The organism is Propionibacterium acidifaciens DSM 21887 (genome assembly GCF_000426605.1).
Taxonomy (GTDB): domain Bacteria; phylum Actinomycetota; class Actinomycetes; order Propionibacteriales; family Propionibacteriaceae; genus Propionibacterium; species Propionibacterium acidifaciens.
Genome location: NZ_AUFR01000013.1, coordinates 42,234 through 63,752 on the forward strand (window position 1 = coordinate 42,234; position 21,519 = coordinate 63,752).

The 21,519-nt window shown below is 67.9% G+C and carries 17 protein-coding genes; 7 read left to right on the forward strand and 10 right to left on the reverse strand.

The genetic code is table 11. The features are described from left to right. Positions 1-13: 13 nt before the first annotated feature. Positions 14-1,297 (forward strand): GNAT family N-acetyltransferase, encoded by a 1,284-nt coding sequence (locus K336_RS14905; RefSeq protein ID WP_051245466.1) that lies wholly within the window; start codon positions 14-16, stop codon positions 1,295-1,297. Here the strand turns inward: K336_RS14905 and ligA are convergent. From ligA to K336_RS0106235, 3 genes are all read right to left on the reverse strand, one after another. Next, positions 1,288-3,489, reverse strand: a complete 2,202-nt coding sequence (gene ligA / locus K336_RS14910) for an NAD-dependent DNA ligase LigA (protein WP_021798771.1) — start codon at positions 3,487-3,489, stop codon at positions 1,288-1,290. The two genes, K336_RS14905 and ligA, sit on opposite strands and share 10 nt — an antisense overlap. A gap of 36 nt (positions 3,490-3,525) precedes the next feature. Further along, positions 3,526-4,281, reverse strand: coding sequence for a hypothetical protein (locus K336_RS16920; RefSeq protein WP_021798767.1), 756 nt, complete (start codon positions 4,279-4,281; stop codon positions 3,526-3,528). 209 nt (positions 4,282-4,490) lie between these two features. Beyond that, a complete protein-coding gene (locus K336_RS0106235; protein WP_028706562.1) occupies positions 4,491-5,117 on the reverse strand; it encodes a mycothiol-dependent nitroreductase Rv2466c family protein in 627 nt (208 codons plus the stop codon). A 173-nt stretch (positions 5,118-5,290) separates the two neighbouring features. On the opposite strand from K336_RS0106235, the gene pepN reads away from it, so the two are divergent. Then, positions 5,291-7,885 (forward strand): aminopeptidase N, encoded by a 2,595-nt coding sequence (gene pepN / locus K336_RS0106240; protein ID WP_028706563.1) that lies wholly within the window; start codon positions 5,291-5,293, stop codon positions 7,883-7,885. 98 nt (positions 7,886-7,983) lie between these two features. Here pepN and uxaC read toward each other — a convergent pair whose 3' ends face one another. Then, positions 7,984-9,411, reverse strand: coding sequence for a glucuronate isomerase (gene uxaC, locus K336_RS0106245; protein ID WP_028706564.1), 1,428 nt, complete (start codon positions 9,409-9,411; stop codon positions 7,984-7,986). Positions 9,412-9,623: 212 nt separating this feature from the next. Between uxaC and K336_RS14920 the strand changes: the two genes are divergently transcribed. Further along, the gene (locus K336_RS14920; RefSeq protein ID WP_233418734.1) at positions 9,624-10,616 is read left to right on the forward strand and encodes a lactate racemase domain-containing protein; all 993 of its coding nucleotides are present in this window, start codon (positions 9,624-9,626) and stop codon (positions 10,614-10,616) included. Then, positions 10,565-10,939 (forward strand): hypothetical protein, encoded by a 375-nt coding sequence (locus K336_RS19715; RefSeq protein WP_233418735.1) that lies wholly within the window; start codon positions 10,565-10,567, stop codon positions 10,937-10,939. Before K336_RS14920 ends, K336_RS19715 begins: the two co-directional genes overlap by 52 nt. 9 nt (positions 10,940-10,948) lie before the next feature. On the opposite strand, the gene K336_RS0106255 is transcribed toward K336_RS19715, so the two are convergent. Further along, positions 10,949-11,983 (reverse strand): LacI family DNA-binding transcriptional regulator, encoded by a 1,035-nt coding sequence (locus K336_RS0106255; RefSeq protein WP_021798377.1) that lies wholly within the window; start codon positions 11,981-11,983, stop codon positions 10,949-10,951. A gap of 152 nt (positions 11,984-12,135) precedes the next feature. Between K336_RS0106255 and gndA the strand changes: the two genes are divergently transcribed. The 3 genes from gndA (at position 12,136) to K336_RS0106270 (ending at position 14,256) form a co-directional block, all read left to right on the forward strand. Next, positions 12,136-13,581, forward strand: coding sequence for an NADP-dependent phosphogluconate dehydrogenase (gndA, locus tag K336_RS0106260; RefSeq protein ID WP_021798376.1), 1,446 nt, complete (start codon positions 12,136-12,138; stop codon positions 13,579-13,581). A gap of 235 nt (positions 13,582-13,816) precedes the next feature. Then, positions 13,817-14,038, forward strand: a complete 222-nt coding sequence (locus K336_RS18495; RefSeq protein ID WP_028706566.1) for a hypothetical protein — start codon at positions 13,817-13,819, stop codon at positions 14,036-14,038. Next, positions 14,035-14,256 (forward strand): hypothetical protein, encoded by a 222-nt coding sequence (locus K336_RS0106270; RefSeq protein WP_028706567.1) that lies wholly within the window; start codon positions 14,035-14,037, stop codon positions 14,254-14,256. The genes K336_RS18495 and K336_RS0106270 overlap by 4 nt, the downstream gene beginning before the upstream one ends. A 202-nt stretch (positions 14,257-14,458) precedes the next feature. On the opposite strand, the gene K336_RS0106275 is transcribed toward K336_RS0106270, so the two are convergent. The 5 genes from K336_RS0106275 to K336_RS0106295 form a co-directional block, all read right to left on the reverse strand. Beyond that, positions 14,459-15,256, reverse strand: coding sequence for a hypothetical protein (locus K336_RS0106275; protein ID WP_021798375.1), 798 nt, complete (start codon positions 15,254-15,256; stop codon positions 14,459-14,461). Continuing rightward, a complete protein-coding gene (locus tag K336_RS18500; RefSeq protein ID WP_123826343.1) occupies positions 15,253-16,014 on the reverse strand; it encodes a hypothetical protein in 762 nt (253 codons plus the stop codon). The genes K336_RS0106275 and K336_RS18500 overlap by 4 nt, the downstream gene beginning before the upstream one ends. Before the next feature lie 122 nt (positions 16,015-16,136). Then, positions 16,137-17,927: a hypothetical protein gene (locus tag K336_RS18505; protein ID WP_155945010.1), complete on the reverse strand. Its 1,791-nt coding sequence runs from the start codon at positions 17,925-17,927 to the stop codon at positions 16,137-16,139. After that, positions 17,914-18,894 carry a PD-(D/E)XK motif protein gene (locus K336_RS17615; protein ID WP_021798370.1) on the reverse strand — a complete coding sequence of 327 codons (981 nt, stop codon included), beginning with the start codon at positions 18,892-18,894 and terminating at the stop codon, positions 17,914-17,916. The genes K336_RS18505 and K336_RS17615 overlap by 14 nt, the downstream gene beginning before the upstream one ends. Continuing rightward, positions 18,891-21,509, reverse strand: coding sequence for a Z1 domain-containing protein (locus K336_RS0106295; RefSeq protein WP_028706571.1), 2,619 nt, complete (start codon positions 21,507-21,509; stop codon positions 18,891-18,893). Before K336_RS0106295 ends, K336_RS17615 begins: the two co-directional genes overlap by 4 nt. Positions 21,510-21,519: the final 10 nt, after the last annotated feature.

Below are 21,519 nucleotides of genomic sequence, written 5' to 3' on the forward strand. Positions count from 1 at the left end.
GTACCCTGTCCGGGTGATCGACTGCACCATCGAGACCATGGCGGCGACCGGCGCGCTGACCGACGACGCCCGGCGCTGGGAGCACGTCATGAGCCGGGCCTTCGGCAATCCGCCCGTCGACGAGGACGGCGCGCGGCGCTGGTGGCGGGGCCTGTGCGCCGACGGGGCCCGACTGCGCGGCGCATGGCCCACCGGGCCCGAGCCCGGCGTGGCGCGCCGCACCCCCTACGCCACCTTCGCGAGCTTCGACGGGACGATCAACACCGGCCGCGGGCACTTGGAGCGAGCCGATCTCATCACCGACGTGACGGTGCGCCCGAGCGCGCGCCGCAACGGCCTGCTCACCGCCCTCATGCGCGCCGACCTCACCGAGGCGGCCGGGCGGGGCCTGACCCTGGCGGCGCTCACCGCAACCGAGGCGACCATCTACCGGCGGTTCGGCTTCGGGCCGGCGACCGAGACGGTCGGCGCCACCCTGCGCACGGGCCCCGGCCACGGGCTGCGCGCGCCGGCACGGCCCGGCGCCGTGCACGAGCTCGACCTCGACGCGGCGCCGGAGGTCATGGACCGGGTCTTCGCCCTCTTCCACGCCGCCTCGCGGGGCTCGCACTCACGTCCGGCCTGGTGCAACGACCACGCCACCGGCGTCTGGTCGGCGCTGACCAACGGCCGCATCGAGGGCGTCCACGCCGCGGCGCACTGGGACGGGCGGGGCGCGCCCGACGGCGTCGTCACCTTCACGCTCCGGCGGGGTCCCGCCGGCGGGCACGGCGACTACGCCCTCGACGTCGAGGTGGTCGAGATGATCGCCGCGCACGAGAGCGCCGAGCTGGCCCTGTGGCGCTACCTGGCGTCCATCGACCTGGCGCGCTCGGTGAGCGCGCCCCACCTGAACCCGAACTCGCCGCTGCCGTGGGCGCTGGACGACCCGCGGCGGCTGGCCCGGACGAGCCGCGAGGACCTCACGTGGCTGCGCATCCTCGACGTGCCCGGGGCCCTGAGGGCGCGCGGCTGGGACGGCTGCGGGCGTCTCACGATGGAGGTGCGCGATCCGCTCGGCCTCAGCGGGGGCGTCTTCGCGCTCGACGTCTCGCCCGAGGGCGCCGAGGCGGCCCCGACCGGGGCCCGGCCCGAGGTGAGCCTGGGCATCGCGACGCTGGGCAGCCTCTACCTCGGGCTGGCCGATCCGGTGGCGATGGCCGCCGCCGGTCTCATCGAGGGCGACCCGGAGCGGGTCGCGGCGCTGCGCGTCCTGTTCGCCACCGACCGGGCCCCGTACAACATCACCTACTTCTGAGCCGACGGCCCCTTCCCCGCCAGCCCCGCCGGCCCCTTCTCGAGCAGCGTGCGGAAGCCCGCCTCGTCGAGGACGGGCCGGCCCAGCTCGGCGGCCCTGGCGGCCTTCGACCCGGCGCCGGCGCCGACGACGACGAAGTCGGTCCTCCTGCTGACCGAGCCGGCGGCCCGGCCGCCGCGGGCGACGATCGCCTCCTTGGCCCCCTCGCGGGTGAAGCCCTCGAGCGTGCCGGTGACGACGACGGTGAGCCCGGAGAGCGTCCGGTCGTCGACGGGCCGGCCGGGCTCCTCGTCGGCCATGCGCACGCCGGCGGCTGCCCAGGCCTCGACGATCCGCCGGTGCCAGTCGACCTCGAACCAGGCGCGCAGTGAGGCGGCGATGACCGCGCCGACGCCCTCGGTGTCGGCCAGCTCCTCGGCGCTCGCGGCGCGGATGGCCGCCATCGAGCCGAAGCGGGCGGCCAGCGCGCGGGCGGCGGCGGGCCCGACGTGGCGGATGGACAGGGCCACGAGCACCCGCCACAGCGGCTGCCCCTTGGCGGCCTCGAGGTTGGCGAGGAGCTTGACGCCGACGGCCGACAGCACCCTCCCGTCGACGACGCCGGGGGCCGGGGCGGCCCTCTCGCCGGTCAGCTCCTTGCGCGTCGCAGCGCGGGTGAAGACCTCGACCCGCACCAGGTCGTCGGCGGTGAGGTCGAACAGGCGGGACTCGTCGTCGAGCACCCCGGCCGCGAGGAGGGCTGCGGCGCCCTCGTCGCCCAGCCCCTCGATGTCGAGGGCATTGCGAGAGGCGGCCGCGCTGAGGCGCTCGCGCAGCTGGGCCGGGCAGGACCGTTGATTGGGGCAGCGGATGTCCTTGTCGGACTCCTGCTCGGGGCGCAGCTCGACGCCGCACTCGGGGCAGTGCGTCGGCATGACGAACTCGGTCTCGGCGCCGGTGCGCAGCTCGACGACGGGCCCGACGATCTCGGGGATGACGTCGCCGGCCTTGCGCAGGACGACCATGTCGCCGATGAGCACGCCCTTGCGGCGCACCTCGAAGGCGTTGTGCAGGGTGGCCATGGCCACCGTCGACCCGGCGACGCGCACCGGGTCCATGACGCCGTAGGGCGTGACGCGGCCGGTGCGCCCGACGTTGACGCGGATGTCGCGCAGCCGGGTGTTGACCTCCTCGGGCGGGTACTTGTAGGCGATCGCCCAGCGGGGGGCCCGGCTCGTGGCCCCGAGCCGGGCCTGGGCGGCAAGGTCGTCGACCTTGACGACGACGCCGTCGATCTCGTGGAGCAGGTCGTGGCGGTGCTCGCCGAAGTGGGCGATGAACTCGAGCACCGCGTCGGTGCCGGCGACGCACTCGTAGTAGGGGCTCACCGGCAGCCCCCAGGCCCGGAAGGCCTCGTAGACCCGGCTCTGGCGATCGACGTCGAGCCCGGTGTGGGCGCCGACGCCGTGGCAGATCATCGAGAGCGGGCGGCGGGCGGTGACCGAGGGGTCCTTCTGACGCAGCGAGCCGGCGGCTGCGTTGCGCGGGTTGGCGAAGACCTGCTTGCCGGCCCGCTCCAGTTCGGCGTTGAGGGCGGTGAAGTCCTCGACCGGGAAGAAGACCTCGCCGCGGGCCTCGAGGAGGGCCGGCGGGGGCGCCGGCGCGGAGGCGTCGAGGCGGCGCGGGATCGCCTCGATGGTGCGGGCGTTCGGCGTGATGTCCTCACCGACGCGCCCGTCGCCGCGGGTGGCGGCCGTGGCGAGCGCGCCGTCGACGTACTGGAGGTCGACGGCCAGGCCGTCGATCTTCACCTCGCACAGCCAGACGGGCTCGGCGCCGAGGGCCTCGACGGTACGCGCCATCCACTCGCGCAGCTCGTCGACGCTGAAGACGTCGTCGAGGCTGAGCATCTGCTGGGGATGCTCGACGGGGGCGAAGTCGGTGACCTCATGGGGGGCGCCGACGCGCTGGGTGGGGCTGTCGGGCGTGCGCAGTTCGGGGAACTCGTTCTCGAGGCGCTCGAGCTCGACCATCATCGCGTCGTAGGCGGCATCGGTGAGCACGGGGGCGTCGCGGCCGTAGTAGGCCTGCTGGGCGTCGTCGATGAGGCCGACGAGCTCGGCGTGCCGGCGCTGACGGGCGGGGCCGGCCTGGGCCGGGGCGGGGACGGTGCCGTCGGCGGGGACGGCGTCGGGCTCTTCGTCGGTGTCCATGGGGACAATCATGCCCACCGGCTCCGGCCCGGGCGCTCAGCGGTCGCCGAGGACGCCCCAGCCGGTGACCTCGCTGACGATCGTGTAGCTGGTGATGACCCGGTGCTCGGACAGCTCCTCGGGCTTGTTGAGCAGCCACTCGGCGAGGCCGTTGCGCTCGATGACGGCGACGTCGTCGGGGGCCTGCTGGATGACGAGGCGGCGGTCCTTGACCGGGACGAGGACGCCGGTGACGCCCAAGTCGATGCCCGAGTCGCGGCTCATGAGGTCCATGGCGCGCGAGGCGTTCTGGCGGCTCGTCGAGATGTAGGGGCGGTCCTGGCCGTTGACGCGGAAGACGTCGCCCTCGACGAAGAGCTTGGCGCCTGGATGGTTCTTGGCGTTGAGGAGGAAGACGCCGCCGGGGCCGACGACCATGTGCTGCGGGACGACGACGCCGCTCGCGGTGCGGGACATCTGCAGGAAGCCCCAGCGGGGATCCAGCGCGGCGAGCCGCACGAGCTCGGAGGCGAGCAGCTCGTCGGCGTCCACCTCGAGGCGCTGGGCGCGTCCGCCCCGGCCGAAGCCGAGGATGCGGTCGAGCACCGCCTGCAGGCCGCGGGTGTTGCGGCGGGCCGCGTAGTCGTCCTCGTCGACCCGCAACTGCGCCAGGAAGGCGTCCCATTCGTCGCGCGTCTCGGGATTCGGCATGGCCCGGCGCGCCGTGTAGCCGTGGGTGGCCTCGATGAAGGCCTCGTCGAACGGCTCGATCGCCCGTCGGGCGGGCCCGTACGTCAGAGTCGCACTGCTCACTCGAGTCACCTGTTCCATCGGTGGGAGGAATCGGTCAAGCAAGCCCGGCGGAGGAAACCCCCCGTCGATCCCCCGTCCGGCTCGCTCAGATGAAAACACACCGATGTGGTTCATCGCGTCAGGCTCGCCCGGCCCGGCGCGTGCCACGGCCATTCCATGGCCGGTGCACAGCTTCCTCACGGGATCGGGCGCGCACCCGCCCGGGGCCGTCAGTCGAGGATCGGGCCGACGGTGCGGCTGCGCTTGAGCTCGAAGAAGCCGTCGTAGGCGGTCATGAGGTTCACGCCGTCGAAGAGGCGGCCGGCCTCCTCGCCGCGGGGGGCGGGGCTGATGACGGGCCCGAACATGGCCTTGCCATTGATGTGGAGCACCGGGGTGCCGACGTCGGAGCCGACCGGGTCCATGCCCGCGTGGTGGCTCGCGCGCAGGGCCTCGTCCCACTCGTCGGTGGTCGCCCGCTCGGCGATCGAGGCGTCGAGGTCGAGGGCCTCGAGCGCGCCGCGCACGACGGCGGCGTCGCCCTTCGTCTCCCCCTTGAGGTGGTAGCGGGTGCCGAGCTCGGTGTAGAAGGCGCGCAGCCCCTCCTGGCCGTGGATCCGCTCGACGCCGATGGCGGCGCGCACGCCGATCCAGCCGCGGTCCATCTCGTCCTGGTCGGCGGGGTCGAGGTCGCGGCCCTCGTTGAGGACGGACAGGCTCATCACGTGGAACTCGGTGCGCACGGGCCGCACCGTCTCGACCTCGAGCATCCAGCGACTCGCCAGCCATGCCCACGGGCACAGGGGGTCGAACCAGAAGCCGATGGTCTGGGGGGCGGGAGTCGACGTGGCGGTCATGGACACCACTGAACCGCCTCGGCGTCCCGCGCGCAAGCGACACGTCATGCCGAGCGCGGACAACCGCCCCTGACCGGACCCTGAGCCGGGGCGCCGCGTTAGCCTTCGTGGGAGCAGGCGGTGCGGCCGGGGCCGTGCCGCCGCCACGCACCGACAGTTGGGAGAGCCATCCGATGAACCCCGCCAACATCACGAGGGACGAGGCCGCCGCCCGCTCGGCTGCGCTGTCGACGACGTCGTACGAGGTCACCGTCGACCTCACCGGCCACGGGGTCGGGGCCGTGGAGCTGCCCGAGCCCGAGGAGACCTTCCTGTCGACGAGCACCGTGCGCTTCACGAGCACCGGGACGAGCACGTGGATCGACCTCATCGCCGATGAGGTCGTCTCGGCCGCCCTGGACGGCGAGGCCCTCGACCCGGCGGACTTCGCGGGCTCGCGCCTTCCCCTGGAGCCGGGGGCGGGCGAGCACGAGCTGACCGTCACGGCGATCTGCCGCTACTCGCGCACCGGCGAGGGCCTGCACCGCTTCGTCGACCCGGCCGACGGCAGGGTCTACCTCTACACGCAGTTCGAGACGGCCGACGCCCGCCGCATGTACGCCTGCTTCGAGCAGCCGGACCTCAAGGCGACCTTCCGGCTCGTCGTGCGCGCCCCGGCCGGCTGGACGGTGAGGTCCAACTCCCCCGCGCCCGAGCCCTTCGGCCCCGACCCGATCGGCGCGATGATCTGGGACTTCCCCCCGACCCCGCGCATCTCCACGTACATCACGGCGCTCATCGCCGGCGAGTACCACGTCGACCACGGCACGATCGAGTCGGCCAAGGGCACGCTGGACGCCGACATCGTCTGCCGCGCCTCGATGGCGCCCCACCTGGACGCCGAGCGCATCCGCGAGACGGTCCAGCGCGGCTTCGAGGTCTACGAGCAGGACTTCGGCCGCCCGTACGCCTTCGACAAGTACGACCAGCTGTTCGTCCCCGAGTACAACGCCGGCGCCATGGAGAACGCGGGCGCCGTGACGATCCGCGACGAGTACCTGTTCCGCTCGAAGGTGACGAGCGCCTCGTACGAGACGCGCGACAACACGCTCCTGCACGAGCTGGCCCACATGTGGTTCGGCGACCTCGTGACCATGCGCTGGTGGGACGACCTGTGGCTCAACGAGAGCTTCGCCGAGTGGAGCGCCTACCACTGCCAGGAGCGCATCGCGCAGCGCCACGGCGGCACCGACCCGTGGGTGAGCTTCGCCAACGCCCGCAAGGCCTGGGCCTACACCGCCGACCAGCTGCCCACGACGCACCCGATCGCCGCCGACATGGTCGACCTGGAGGCCGTCGAGCAGAACTTCGACGGCATCACCTACGCCAAGGGCGCCTCGGTGCTCAAGCAGCTCGTCGCCTACGTCGGCGAGGACGCCTTCCTGGCCGGGGTGCGCCAGTACCTGGCCGATCACGCCTTCGACAACGCGAGCCTCTCCGACCTGCTGGAGGCGCTGGAGCGTGCCGGCGGCAAGGACCTGTCGTCGTTCTCCGAGCAGTGGCTGTCCACGAGCGGGGTCAACACGCTGTCGAGCGGGATCACCGTCGACGACGGGACCATCACCTCCTTCGCCGTCGAGCAGAGCGCCCCGGACGGGCACGGGACGCTGCGCACCCACCACCTGGCGATCGGCTGCTACGAGTTCTCCGACGGGGCGCTCGTGGCCGTCGACTCCCCCGAGACGGACGTGCACGGCCCGAGCACGCCGATCGCCGCGCTCGTCGGGCGCCGGCGCCCCGCGCTCGTGCTGCTCAACGACCGCGACCTCGACTACGCCAAGGTGCGCCTCGACGACGAGTCGCTGGCCACGGCCCTCGGAGGGGTCGCCCGCATCGCCGATCCGCTGGCCCGCGCCCTCGTGTGGAACACGGTCTGGGACATGACGCGCGACGCGCAGCTGGCCGCGGCCGAGTTCATCGCGATGGTCGTCGACGGCGCGGGCGCGGAGTCCGACATGACGGCCGTCACCACGGCGCTGTCCCGGGCCGGCATCGCGGCGACCGCCTACACGGCGCCGGCCCAGCGGGAGGTCAACGGGGAGGCGCTCGTGGCCGGCATCGCCGCCCGGCTGAAGGAGGCGTCCCCCGGCGGCGAGCACCAGCTGGCCCTCGCCGACGCCCTCGTGTCGGCGGTGAGCACCCCGCAGGGCGCCGATCTCATCGCCGGATGGCTCGCCAACGAGGAGCTGCCGCTGGGGCTGGCCGTCGACCAGGACCGCCGCTGGGCGATCCTCACGAGCCTGGCCCGGATGGGCGCCGTCGACGACGCGCGCATCGAGGCGGAGACCGCCGCCGACCGGACGATCTCCGGGGCCGAGCGCGCCGCCGGCGCCCGGGCGGCGATGGCCGACGCCGGCGCCAAGGCCCGGGCCTGGGAGCTCGCGACGGCGGTCGAGGACGTGCCGAACGCCACGCACCTGCACATCTGCCGCCAGTTCATGCAGTACGGCCAGGACGAGCTGCTCGCCCCCTACGCCGAGAAGTACCTCGAGGTGGCCGAGCTGATCGGCGCGAGGTCGGGCATCTGGGCCGGGCGGGGCCACGCCGTCTCGAACGCCGTGCTCACCTGGCTGTGGCCGGCGCCGCTGGCCACCCGCGAGTTCATCGCCCGCGTCGACGAGTGGACCGATGCGACGCGGCCGTCCGAGTCGGTGCGCCGCACGATCTCCGAGCGCCGGGACGCGGCGCTGCGGGCGCTGGCCGCGCAGGAGTTCGGCGCCCGCTCCTGACCGGGCGCGGGGCCGGCCCGCCCCGGCGCCGCCGGCAGCGGCGGCCCCCGGACCCGCGGGACGCCGTCGGGGGACGGCCGAGGGGGCGCGGGCGGCGCTCAGCGGTCCAGCTTGAAGATCCGCACCTGGTTGTCGACGACCAGGGCCCCGGCCTGCTCGATCGCCTCGTCCTCGTCCAAGCGGTGGGTGGCGACGAGGTCGGCCAGGTGCGCGGCGTCCAGCCGGCGGCTCATGTCGTGGCGGGCCGGGATGGAGCAGAAGGCGCGGGTGTCGTCGACCATGCCGCTGATGCGGCTGAAGCCGGCCATCTCGGTGACGCCGCGCTTGAAGCGCATGATCGACTCCGGCGCGTCGACGAACCACCACGGCACGCCGAGGTGGACGCTGCGGTACCAAGCGGCCAGCGGCGCGAACTCGCGGCTGTAGACGTCCTCGTCGAGGGTGAAGAGGACGAGGTGGAGGCCGGGGTGGTTGCCGTAGGCGTTCAGCAGCGGCCCCAGTGCGCGGGTCGCCTCGAGGGCGAGGGGGATGTCGCCCCCGACGTCGGCGCCGTAGCGGGCGAGGGCGTCGGCGTCGTGGTTGCGGGCGACGGCCGGGTGCACGGTCATCACGAGGCCGTCCTCGCAGGCCATCCGGGCCTGGTCGGTGAACAGGTGGCGGCGCAGGGCGAGGGCCTCGTCGGCGGTGGCCAGGCCGCGGCGGGCCCGGTCGTAGAGCCGGGCCGCCTCGTCGGCGGGCAGGATGAGCGTGCCCAGGTCGGCGTGCGAGTGGTCGGAGCTCACGGCGCCGTGCTCCTTGAAGTAGCGGCGGCGCTCTGCCATGGCCCGCGTGTAGCCGTCCAGGGTGCCGACGTCGACGCCGGCGGCGCCGCCGAGGGCGTCGACGAGCTCGTTCCAGTCCGGGCGAGCCGGCTCGAGGTAGCGGTCGGGGCGGAAGGTCGGCACGACGCGGTGCCTCGCGGAGAACTCCTCGTCGGCGGCGATCTCGGCGTGCATCCCGAGGTCGTCGCAGGGGTCGTCGGTGGTGGCGAGGAAGCGGATCCGGAAGGCGTCCATGAGCCGGCGGGGCCGGAAGCCCGGCTCGTCGAGCCGGGCGGCGATCGTGTCGTAGATGGCGTCGGCGGTCTCTGCGGCGGGGCGCACGCGGACGCCGAAGATGCCCACGAGCTGGTCGGTCAGCCAGTAGCGCATCGCGGTGCCGTTGAGGTCGGTCCAGTGCTCGCACAGCAGACGGAAGGCCCTGCGGTTGTCGGCCTCGGTCATCTCCTCGCCGCGGCCCACGCCGAGCTCGGACAGCTCCACGCCGTTCGCGTGGAGGACGCGGTTGATGTAGTGGTCGGGTGTGATCAGCAGCCTGGCGGGGTTGCCGAAGTGCTCGTCGCGGGCGATCCAGCGCGGCGGGACGTGGCCGTGGGGCGAGATGATCGGCAGTTCGCGGGTGGTCGCGTAGATCCGGCGCGCGATCCCGCGCGTCCCGGGGTCGGGCGGGAGGAGACGGTCGTCATTGAGGGTCAACGGTGAGGCCATGCGGCCATGCTGCCGCCCGCGGCTCCGTCGCCGCCCCGTGTTGCCCCGGATTGCGTCGAGACGTTGCCAGCGGTTGCTCGCCGGATGCGCGGCGGGGCCCGCCGGCTCGCGCCCGGCCCCGGCCCGGGGTTAGCGTGAGGACGGGCCGGCGCCGTCCGCGGGTCCCGCACGGGCCGACCGCCCGGGAGGAGCGCACGAGGAGGAGCGGGACGATGGGGTGTCGGACGATCGGTGGGGCCGGCTGCACGGTCGGCGACGAGGAGCTCGAGGCCTTCCTCTCCGAGCAGCTCGCCGGGCTCGACGTCGACGGCCGGTCGGTCGCCCTCGTCACCCCCGACGACACCCGCTCGTGCCCGCTGCCCCGGCTGCTGCGGATCGTCCACCGGGAGCTCGTCGACCGCGCCCGGGAGCTGGTCTGCGTCATCGCGCTGGGCACCCACGAGTACATGGGCCCGGCGGCGATCGCCGAGTGGACCACCGGCGATCCGGACGCCGACCCGGCCGAGGTCTACCCGCGGATGACGATCGTCAACCACGAGTGGCGGGACCCCTCGATGCTCGTGCGGGTCGGGCGCATCGGCGGCGCGCGCATCGCCGAGCTGAGCGACGGCCTCCTGTCGACCGGCTGCGACGTGCTCATCAACCGTCGCGTCGTCGACGCCGACGTGAAGATCGTCATCGGCCCCGTCCTGCCCCACGAGGTCGTCGGCATGTCGGGCGGCAACAAGTACTTCATCCCCGGCGTCGCCCAGGAGGGCTTCATCTCGCGCACCCACTGGGTGGGGGCGCTCATCACGAGCTCGCACATCATCGGCACCCCGGCCGTCACGCCGGTGCGCGCCATGATCAACGAGGGCGCCGCGATGATCCCCGGGCAGCGCCGCTGCATCGCCTTCGTCGTCCGCTCGCACACCACCGACCTGGAGTCGGTCTCGTTCGGTACGCCAGAGGAGGCCTGGGGCGTCCAGGCCGGGGTCGGCGCCAGGACCCACGTGGAGTACGTGGACGAGCCGATGCGCACGGTGCTGAGCCTCATCCCCGACCGCTACCACGACATCTGGACCGCGGCCAAGGGCTTCTACAAGGTGGAGCCGGCCGTCGCGGCCGGCGGCGAGGTCGTCCTCCACGCCCCCACATCACCGAGATCAGCCAGGTGCACCACGAGATCGGCGAGATCGGCTACCACTGCCGCGACTACTTCGTGAAGCAGTGGGACCGCTTCTCCGGGCTGCCGTGGGGCGTCCTGGCCCACTCGACCCATCTGCGCGGCCTGGGCTCCTACGACCCCGCCGCGGGCGTCGAGGCCGACCGGGTGCGGGTCACGCTGGCCACCGGCATCCCCCGGCGGGTCTGCGAGTCGGTCAACCTGGGCTACCGCGACCCGGACACGATCGACCCGGCCGAGTGGGCGGGGCGCGAGGGCGTCACGGTGATCCCCGACGCCGGCGAGGTGCTCTACCGGCTGCGCTCGGGGCGGATCGACGGCGCCGACGGGCCCTTCACGGTCACGAGCGCCTGGCCGGCCTGAGCGGGGCCCTCAGGCGCGGGCGGGCCCGGTGGAGGAGCGCTCGATGAGCCGCATCGGCATGACGAGCGGCTCCACGAAGTCGGCCGACTCGTCGTGGTGCTCGATGAGTGAGATGACGCTGCGGGCCGCCTTCTCGCCGACGAGGCCGAGCGGCGAGGCGATCGAGGTGAGGCGCGGGGTGACCAGGTCGGAGGCGAAGATGTTGTCGAAGCCGATGACGCTGAGGCGGTCGGGCACACGCACCCCGGCGGCGGCCGTGCCGCGCAGGATGCCGATGGCGATGAGGTCGTTGTAGGCGATGACGGCGCTCACCTTGTGCTCGTGGACCTGGGGCAGCACCTGCTCCCCGCCGCGCACTGTCGGCATGACGGGGCCGAGGCGGCAGTCGACCATGCCCAGCTCGGCGGCCGCCTCGTGGAAGGCCCGCCACCGGGCCCCGTCCGCCCACGAGGCGGGCGGCCCGGCGATGTAGGCGACGCGGCGGTGGCCCAGCCCGGCCAGGTGCTCGAGGGCCCTGCGCACGCCGCGCTCGTAGTCGCTCACGACGCAGGGCAGACCGGTGACGACGCGGTTGAGGATGACGGTGGGCGCCTTCTTGGCGAAGCCCCGCAGGGCGGTGTCGGACAGGCGCGAACTGGCGATGACGACACCGTCCAGGACGGGCAGCGCGCGCTCGAAGATCTCGCGCTCGCGGGAACCGGACTCCTGGGCGTCGAAGAGCATGAGCGCATAGCCGTGCTCGGTGCAGACCTGCTCGGCGCCGCGCAGCAGCGGGAAGAAGAAGGGGTTCGTGACGTCGGTGACGGCCAGGCCGATCATGTGCGTGTGGGTCGGCGCGGCCTGCTGGTGGACGCGGTCGGTGCGGTAGCCGAGCTCGGCGGCGACCCTGCGGATGTGCGCGGCGGTGCGGTTCGAGACCCGTCCGGGACGGCTGAACGTGCGCGAGACCGTGGACGGGCTCACCCCGGCCGCCTTCGCGACGTCGTAGATCGTCGTCTGCTTGGGAAGCTCGAAGGATCCGCCGTCACCGCGCACGTCGCTCACGGATGAACCTTACGGTTCGGACGGGGCGTTGACAATGACCGGCACGCCGGCAAGGGCATGGCAACCCCCGCACGGCGACTACGCACGATGGCAGGATGACCATGGGTATGGGACGCTCCCCGGAAGCGACCCGCACGACACAAGGAGGTCCAATGACGGAACAGCCCACCAAGGCGGACATCGGCGTCGTCGGCATGGCGGTGATGGGCTCGAACCTGGCCCGCAACCTCGCCCACCACGGCTACACCGTGGCCGTGTACAACCGCAGCGGCGACAAGACCCGGGCCCTCGTCGAGGACCACGGCTCGGAGGGGAGTTTCCTCGCGTCCGAGACCCCCGAGGAGTTCGTGGCCTCGCTTCGCGCCCCCCGCTCGATCATCCTCATGGTCAAGGCCGGCGCCCCGACCGATGCCACGATCGGGACCCTGCTGCCGCTGCTGTCGCCCGGCGACATCATCATGGACGGCGGCAACGCGTACTTCCGCGACACCATCCGCCGGGAGAGGGAGATCTCGGCCAAGGGCTTCCACTTCGTCGGCGCCGGCATCTCTGGCGGCGAGCACGGCGCCCTGACCGGCCCGGCCATCATGCCCGGCGGCACGCCCGAGTCGTACCGGATCATCGGCCCGATGCTCGAGACGATCTCGGCGCACTACGAGGGCGAGCCCTGCTGCGCCTGGATGGGCCCCGACGGAGCCGGCCACTTCGTCAAGATGATCCACAACGGCATCGAGTACTCCGACATGCAGGTCATCGGCGAGGCCTACCAGCTGCTGCGCGGCGCCGGCCTGTCGAACGCGCAGTGCGCCGACGTCTTCGCGCGCTGGAACACCGGCGACCTGTCGAGCTATCTCATCGAGATCACCGCCGAGGTGCTGCGCGCCAAGGACCCGCGCACCGGCAGGGACCTGGTCGAGATCATCAAGGACCGGGCCCGGATGAAGGGCACCGGCACGTGGACCGTCCAGACCGCCCTCGAGCTCGGCGTGCCCGCCAACGGCATCGCCGAGGCCGTGTTCGCCCGCGCCGAGTCCAGCCACGACGAGCTGCGCGCCGCCGGCCGGGCCGCCCTCCAGGGCCCCGACGGCGCCGTCCGCGTGGACGACCGGGAGGCCTTCATCGAGGACGTCCACAGGGCGCTGTGGTGCTCGAAGGTCGTCAGCTACTCGCAGGGCTTCGACGAGATCCGCACCGGCGGCAGGGAGTTCGGCTGGGACATCGACGTGGCCGAGGCCGCGAGGATCTGGCGCGACGGCTGCATCATCCGCGCCGCCCTGCTGGAGCGCATCCGCAGGGAGTACACCGCCGACCCGGGCCTCGTCTCGCTCATGTGCGCCTCCTCGGTGGCCCCCGAGATGGCCGCCAACCAGGACGCGTGGCGGCGCGTCGTGGCCACGGCGGCGGAGTCGGGCGTCCCGGCCCCGGTGTTCAGCGCAACCCTGGCCTACTACGACATGGCCCGCGCCCCGCGCGTGAACGCCGCCCTCACGCAGGCCCAGCGCGACTTCTTCGGCTCGCACACCTACGAGCGCGTCGACGACGAGGGCCACTTCCACATCGAGTGGACGGCCGACCGCTCGGAGACGAGGATCGACTGAGCCGACGGCGTCCCGCCGCGAGGCGGGGTCCGTCACGGGGGCGCCGGCCGGTCGGCGCCCCCGTTTCTGCGCGCAGAGAGAGCACCGCCTGCCGTGGTCGGCGCGCGCCTCCCCTCGACACGAGCCCCGGGACGGACCGGAAGCGGGCCGCCAAAGACACCAGCAACCCGCGAAGACGACCAGCAGGGCTGTTGCTGTCATCAACGGCATCGAGGCGGTCAAGAGCCCGCGGTTCGTGAAAACCCTGAACGGCAAGAAGGCCCTCGCCGCGGAGGCCCTCGACCCGGCTTGTCGGCTGGTCGGGTTGAAAAGCCGTGTCATGAACATGCCAGCCACCCGAATCTCCGCGACGGAAGTCATTGGCGACTATCACGAGCTCTGGCGGGTCGAGAAGTCGTTCGGGATATCGAGGAGCGACCTGAAGCCCGCCCGATCTTTCATCGCAGCCACGAGGTGATCGAAGCCCGCCTCACCACCATGATGGCCGCACCCGCCAGCGCCCAGCGCCTGCAAATAATCAACAGGAAATTCATCGCAGAAGTCATCGAAACGCTTGGACTGCTCCACGAAATGAACGTCAATATCGTCGGGAAAATTCTGCACGTCCACGACGGGATCGCACCCGCAGCCCAAACCATCCTCGACACCCTCTACCTCAGCTGGCCCTCACGCTGAAATGGCACGAGCCAGGTCGGAAGAACCCAGACGGGGGAAGGAATCTTCCGAGGTGCACCGCCCCCCCCTCCAGAGGTTTGTGCGCACCCAACTCCACGGCCCTTCTTCCATCCGGGGATTTTACTTGGCGCCGCCCGGTTCTGCATGAACCTCCGGATTCGGCACCCATGCCCCACCCCGGAAGAGGGCTCCCTCGAACCCCTCAGACAACTGCCCGCCGCGCTCCCCTGTACTGGACGGACCTGAAGCAGGCATCGGCCTCGGCATCCACGACCGAGAGGATCTCCTCATCCGATCGGATATCGAGCAGCAGTGGTCCTGTTCGCTCAGCGATCCGCTTCATGAGCTGACGGGAGAACTCCGTACGTCCACCCGGGTATTTCGAACCGCGCTGGATGATCGTGCGCGCCGCGGCCACAACCAGCCGTCGGTTCCTGGCCACCGCAGTGCGTTCCTCGAGGATCGCCCCGAACTCATTCTCGCCCAGTCGCGGCCTGGCCTCTTCCATGACCTCACCCAGAATGATCCACCGGCGCCAGGAGAGCTTCAGGTAGTTGCGGTCACGGGTCGTCGTCTGGTGACCGATCCACTGCTCGGCGGGCAGGATGAACTGACCGTCCTTCCGCTCCCCCGGCCAGCGCCTGTTGACGACATCGGGGAAGACCGCCAAGGACAGGTACGACCATATGCCGTCATGCGCAGCATCCGCTGGAATCGGATGGATCACCTCCTCGATCGCCTGTCCCAACGCGACACCGAGCGCATCGCGGCCGGCTCGGGAACGCGTATCGACCCCATCGATCCGGTCGATGATCTCCCGACGCCAGTGCTCGATGTCCTCAATGGGGGCAGGAGAGCCGCCGGTCGGATTCGGCGTACCCGATACGTCGAGTCTGACCAGTGTCTCGGGCGACGCCCCTTCCTCGAGAGCACGGGCGTGATTCACGAGCAGCTCGCTCGCCTGTCCGGTGGACAATCGTGGAATGAGGAGTCGGCTCATGATTTCGCCTTCAAGAATCCAGTAGTTCTTTGGAGAAGCGCGCAGACCCGACCCGGGTCATCGCGCATCAGCTCCACCGCTCCACGCAGGGGCTGCCCCAAAAAGATATCGCACAGGGAACCGATGACTGCGCCTGCACTGCCCTCCTGGTATTCCACTCCCAGGTCGTCCCGATCATGAACAGCCAGTTTCAGGAGCAGCTGGAGCAGTACATCCCGTTTCAGCACGGATAGAGCGGTATCAGATTTTCCGTGCACAAGTTTACCACCTTCCGAGTGCGCAGTATTAACATACAATCTGACGGCACTCAAGTATGGCACCGCGAGATCCTCGTCTTGAAACTTGAGCACCCAGACGCTGCCAGTCGGGAAATCTCCGCCCGCGAATTCAAAAGCTTCGATCGGAAACGACGAACCGTCCCCCTCGAGCCTGAACCGATAGGGTCTGTTCAGCCCGTAAAGCCTACTCCCCCGCTGATGCGCCGCACGGTTTTCGGGCGCCGGACCATCAGGAGCATCCAGAACGATCTCGTAGCGGACCTCGAGTTCCTCAGCCGCCTCACCAGCCGGGACTCGCACCTTCAGACTCACTGGCTGGTCACTATTATTCAAGGGACTGATACCCAGAAATCGTTTGCCCGTGGCTGGACAATCGACGCGCAGAACGGCGCGAATAACGGCGAGCCCAGGATTTCTTGCAAGTCCGGTCGAGGATAACAGCAAGTCGTTCTTGATCGAGAGCTCACCCTCGATCGTCACCTCGGTAAGATAATCCCATTCTGGAATCTCCGAGCCGGGCTCATAAGCCTTTCCCCAGATCCTGAGCCGGGGAGGCTGACAGACAACCGCATTATTCGCTGAGGCCCGGAAGGGCATGAGTCTCATTTCGTGACCTCACTTCGAAAAGTGCAGTTCACCGCCGCGTTCTCCGGATAGCTGATATCAACGTAGAAGACATCACCGCCATGGACTTGAAGACGCTCCGCAGCCGTCACCTCGCCCTCCGCCGTAGTCCATGAGTCCACCCGTACCTGTTCAGCGTCTTTAATGACGCCGCTCCCCTCGACGACGACCGCAAGATCAGGGGTGACCGTCATAAGATTCGCCCCGGCGGAGGCCCGCAATTCCAACCGAGTAAGAGCTCGGCCATCAGATGCATCGGGCATGGGCAGCAGCTCCTGGGAAAGCACCTCGACCGAGGCTCTTCTTTTGGACCCACGAGATCTGCTCCGTCGTCCAGTGGGCATCCCGCTGGCCAAGTCCCCGTCCGCGCCAACAGCCAATACGTCCAATGAGGCTGCCAATCGTCCGGTCGAGACCCGTTCCCCGGGCTGAACATCATCATCGACAGGATTCAGATAATCCTTTAGGTCCTCCTTGATTCGCCTCAGCGCGACTCTAACAAATGTCCCCTTCCGCCTTTCGAGTGAATTCGGCTTCCAGTCATCATGAGTTGGCGGTTCGGCTTCTGCGAAGGCGTTGTCGAGCTCGCGAATCGGTTTGAACACGGCAACCCAGGAATCTCTGCCGTTCTGAAGATCAGGATATTCTTTTTCGCACACGACCAACTCAGGCTCTCGCATGAGGGTGACGCTGTTCACGAGTTCGTCGTCCGAGCCGAAGGGGCAGGGTGCGATTGCCAGATGGCCGAGAAGTTGCTTCGGGTTTCCGCACCGGATCTCTGAAACATCAATGAAGGCCTCCTCGGCTTTTTGTCCGGACTGCACCTTGCGAATCGCAGTCAGACAGCTCTCCCGTGAGGCTCTGATCCGGTCATCCCAACCGGCAGCGAGATCCACCGGGTGCCCATTCTCGATGAGACTGATCTTCATCTGTTTATCAACTGGTTGACCGGGAATCATTTTGGGCCATAGATTGCGGGCAACAGCATCAGCAGTTGCCTGTACGAAGCCTTCTTGCCCGCCGTCGTCGAATGCGGGGTCCAGAATCATGATCGAGGTACCGGTCTCCTGTTCGCCGAAACCTCGCTCGAACAACTTCGTACCCAATCCATGGGCGGCATCGCCCTCAATGGGCTGAACATTCATACCGTCTTTCAGTCGCTGATCCCTGCCCCACCACTGCTGTCCAGTATATCGCTTCTCACCCATGCTGAAATTCGGGATGATCGAGATCGCGATGAATCGTTCCTCGAAGCCCTCTCCGCCTCTGATCCTTGTCCAGACGATGATCGTCCCGCACTGACTCGCCCTGAACGCTGCGGTCTTCCCGAAGCCATAGGTGCCACCGCCGTACTCCAGGTCGCGCGGGGCACCCACCGTCAAGATGAAATCACGAAAATTCGTCGGCTCGCCCTTGCCAACATGAACATCGTTCCGAGTCGGCCCATCGAGCCCTGTAGTCCCCCGATCGTGCACCTCAATAGCCGAGACCCTGGACCGACGAATAACCTTGGCGAGCTCACTGCCGGGAAAGGTCTCGGGGAAGACGAAGTTCCGTAGCACACTCATTCTCGGGGCGTCAAGGGTCACGAATCTCATCTGGTATTCAGGGATCACGCCGTGACCGATATGCGCATCCCAGCTGTTCTGCGCGGTCTCTCTCAGAAAGAGTTTCGGCGCCGCCAGACTCGTCCCCAGGAGCTTCTTCGTCCCCTCACCCGCGATGTCGCCGTCACGGAAGGGCTTGGGAACCCAGTCAAGCCTGATCATGTTCAGCCCGCCTCTCACCAAGAAGGGTTTTCACTTGCCCCCCGGTAAGAGGCTGCTCAGATGTCAGATCCAAGACGTATTTCATTCTCGTGATCGCATGCCGTCGACTCTCGGGAAGATCGCTGGAACGCAGGCCGGGGAAGTCATCGGTCACCTCCCAGATCACCGGGGATTTCGCGACCTCATATCGTGCATCATCGGAGTCGACGCCCAATAAGAAGCCGCACTCAGCAAGTCTCTTGACGAGCGCTGACATCGGCAGACCCAGCTCCGTCAGCAGCTCAACCTGATCATGAATGGATCTCCCCGAGGGGGAATCCCTCACGGAGACGCGTACGAGCAGGAGCGCACGGCCCTGGGGCGGGTCCAGCTGATCAACACTGGAGATGACCACCGACAACCCCTCCTGGGATGAGGTTATGACCTCGAGATCGGCGCGAGGAGTCATGAAACTATGCGCACCTCCAGCAGGCCCGACCCAGGACTCCACTGCGCGATACGGATTCCCGATGGCAAGAAGTCGCAATACCTCCAGCTCCCCGAAAATCGCTTTTCGCAGCTTTTCTGATATAGCCGGGGACGCCGGGCTCAGCAGCTGCCGCCATTCTTCCAGCACCGTCTGAAGCACGGATTCCGGTGCACTGTCATCCGTCTGAACGCGACGCGTAATATCATCGACCAGAGAGGCGAAGACTTCATGGAATTGATCAACACCGCACATCAGGTCCATGTACCGCCGCCCTGTCTCGGGGTGCTTCCAGTGAATTAGCGAGAGGGGGCCGCCACTAATTTCAACGAAGGAGTAATCATCTGCGATCGGCATCAGAAGATGCCAGCCTCCGTTTTGATCCACTCCATATGCCATGGGATGATTAGAATCCCGCGTGGCGCGCACGATCATCGTCGCGGTTTCGCCGCCGTACAGAGAGGCGAGAAGAAGTCCGAACTCTTTTCGCGATCCGTTCACTCCTCATCCTCCCAATCGTCGTCCTCCTCGGGCTCGCCCACATCGACATCGGCCGCCAAGGGCTTGACGCTGACAAAATTTCCATATTCTGCATCAGAATGATCCACTGCGGGATAGACGATGCTGAATCCGAGAAGATCCTCACCCACTCCTTGTGGCATGTCCATCCGAGTAGTCAGCTCGAGTTTATTCTTCGACCGATGACTGATCGGGTAGATCATGACAAGCCCGTCCCCGCCGGCGAGTCTCCTTCTGATGACCATGCGCTGCGCATCAGTGGCATTCGGCATGTCTGCATAAGCCTCCGGCTCGATGTCAGCCAATCGATCAGCCGATGACATGATCGCTTTAAAATTCAGCTTTTCCACCGTGCTGCCCCGCAGCGGAGTGCGCCGAAGCATCGGCACACGAATCCCCGCAACGGGCAGCACGCCAAGAGAATCCATCGCCCCCGGCATCGAATTGCCCGCAAGAATAATATTCCAACTGCGCTCTTGCGCATATTTCATCAGCCAGTCGATCGTTGCACCGCGAAGATCAGGATCGGAGAAGATCCTCTGGTCAGGATGAAAGGAATAGCCTTGAAGGAAACCGATGATCGCCCGCGTATCGATTCCGCGAACGATCCAACGACGACCACCCGCCCTCAACGGCCGAGGCTCGCATCCGCTCAGAAGCCGCTCTACGGCTCGAAGATTCCTACGCGTTGCATCAGGCCTGCCATCCATGATGAAGGTCTGTTGCCGGGCATTACTCATACTGAGGCGAACGAGCCGAGCATTCGCCATTTTCCCGGCAGAAGTGATCTCTAAACGGCCTGGGTGGCATCGCACCTTCACCCCGACCTGTCTCGGCGTGTACTCACTGTCCTCGACGGACCTGATCTCATCACGCAAATCCTTCTCGACGAGTGCCAGGAAAGCATAATCACGATCGAGGCCATCGGCCACCCAGATGCGAAGAAGATCTTCATAACCTGACCGATAACCGAACCAGCGCCCCATCTGCATGAGGGTGTCATAGGTGTTCGAGGAGCGAGTGAAGTACGAAACGACGAGGCCTTCCAGGGTCAGGCCTCGAGACAGAGTGCCGCCGCCCACGACGATTACGGTCCGTGGGCGTCCGGCATCATAATTCAGTCGATCCTCTGATACTCCATTATCAACAATGACCTCGATGTTTCGAAGTACGCCCGGCAGCTGTTCAGCGACTGCATCCCACTCGGGAGTTGATCGCCCGGCCGGTGCAGCAACTCTCGCGTGCTCGTTCCGCCAGGACTCGTAGAACTGGGCGAGCCCCGCTTCGCGATGGAATTCAACCTCGCGTCTCATGCGCTGGACTAGAGTCAAAAACCGCTCGCGCATCGCGAAATGGGGTGCGGTGTAGTGCGTGGTATGGACCAGCATGGACGAATGCCCCGCGTATCCTCGTGCTCTTCGCACAGCACTAGCGACGACGAACCATCTGACCGCTGAGATCAGAGAGGAGGGCGGCTCGGGATCGAAACTCTCCCGCTGCAGCTTCTTCGACGGCGGCTTCAAGACCCATGAGTCCTTCGCCGGGATGATCCGGACCAGGTCGGGCCCCTCGGCCGCAGGCTCAGAATCGTCGACATCCGCGTCGGCGAGCCCGAAAACCTGCTCCGCACCGAGATAACCATCACCCGCGGTCAACGTGTAAACAAAATCAGAAGGAAAAAGATCGGCCTCATCATCGGGATCCATCAGCACATTGGCGAACGGTGTAGCCGTATAGGCCACATACGAACCACTCGGAATCAGATCCCAGATCCTGCGCATCACAGCATTGATCGCAGAAATCTTCTTCTTTTCCTTCTCACTGTTGGGTGTGGCCTGATCCGCCTCATCATCTATAATCAGAATCGGGCATTTCCTGCGGATCTCCTCAGGAACATTCCGGAGACTCGCCTCCAAGTTCTTGAGTCGCGTCTTATTCTTCTTGACGACAGCGCAGAGACGCACATCGCTATGGGAGCCCATGAGGGCCAACAGCTCGCTCCGCCGGTCGAAATCATTGTTCTCAGCACTGGTCAAGTGATACCAGAACTCCCGATCGACGAAGAGATCTCGATCCAGACGGCTCTGCGTCTGCTCGCGCAGGTTATTATAGAGGCCTGATAGCACGATGACGAACCGATATCCCATATCGACAGCCCGAGCGATCACCCCGGAAAAATGACGAGTCTTACCTGACTGGACATTACCCATGACCAGGCCCTTGCGACGCGCACCCGGCTGATTGGGCAGGGCCAGCAGCGAGCACACCTCCTCAGTGGTTCGAGACAGCTCATCGATACCGAAGGCGTTCTTTCGCTGAAGCATGTCAAGATATCGGCACCACTGAGCACCGCTCATGGCGGAGGTCGGCATATCCATCGAACCCTGATACGCGGATTCATCGATGACCGCATGCCTCAGAACGCGATTCCCAGCCATCTCTGACTTGAGGGAAGTCACGATCTGACGAACGGCTTCCCGTGACACGAATCGCCTGTACTCATGAGCCACCCGGTCAGCCGCCTCATCGATCGATACGCGATCTGATATGACCCGGTTCATGATCTCTGCAGAGATTCTATCGCGCTCGTCGCTCATATCAGGATCC

Bases quoted from the DNA above. Each gene is read 5' to 3' on its own strand.
- ligA (WP_021798771.1), bottom strand. From the start codon at position 3,489: ATGGACACCGACGAAGAGCCCGACGCCGTCCCCGCCGACGGCACCGTC.
- K336_RS0106235 (WP_028706562.1), bottom strand. From the start codon at position 5,117: ATGACCGCCACGTCGACTCCCGCCCCCCAGACCATCGGCTTCTGGTTC.
- pepN (WP_028706563.1), top strand. From the start codon at position 5,291: ATGAACCCCGCCAACATCACGAGGGACGAGGCCGCCGCCCGCTCGGCT.
- uxaC (WP_028706564.1), bottom strand. From the start codon at position 9,411: ATGGCCTCACCGTTGACCCTCAATGACGACCGTCTCCTCCCGCCCGAC.
- K336_RS14920 (WP_233418734.1), top strand. From the start codon at position 9,624: ATGGGGTGTCGGACGATCGGTGGGGCCGGCTGCACGGTCGGCGACGAG.
- gndA (WP_021798376.1), top strand. From the start codon at position 12,136: ATGACGGAACAGCCCACCAAGGCGGACATCGGCGTCGTCGGCATGGCG.
- K336_RS0106275 (WP_021798375.1), bottom strand. From the start codon at position 15,256: ATGAGCCGACTCCTCATTCCACGATTGTCCACCGGACAGGCGAGCGAG.
- K336_RS18505 (WP_155945010.1), bottom strand. From the start codon at position 17,927: ATGATCAGGCTTGACTGGGTTCCCAAGCCCTTCCGTGACGGCGACATC.
- K336_RS0106295 (WP_028706571.1), bottom strand. From the start codon at position 21,509: ATGAGCGACGAGCGCGATAGAATCTCTGCAGAGATCATGAACCGGGTC.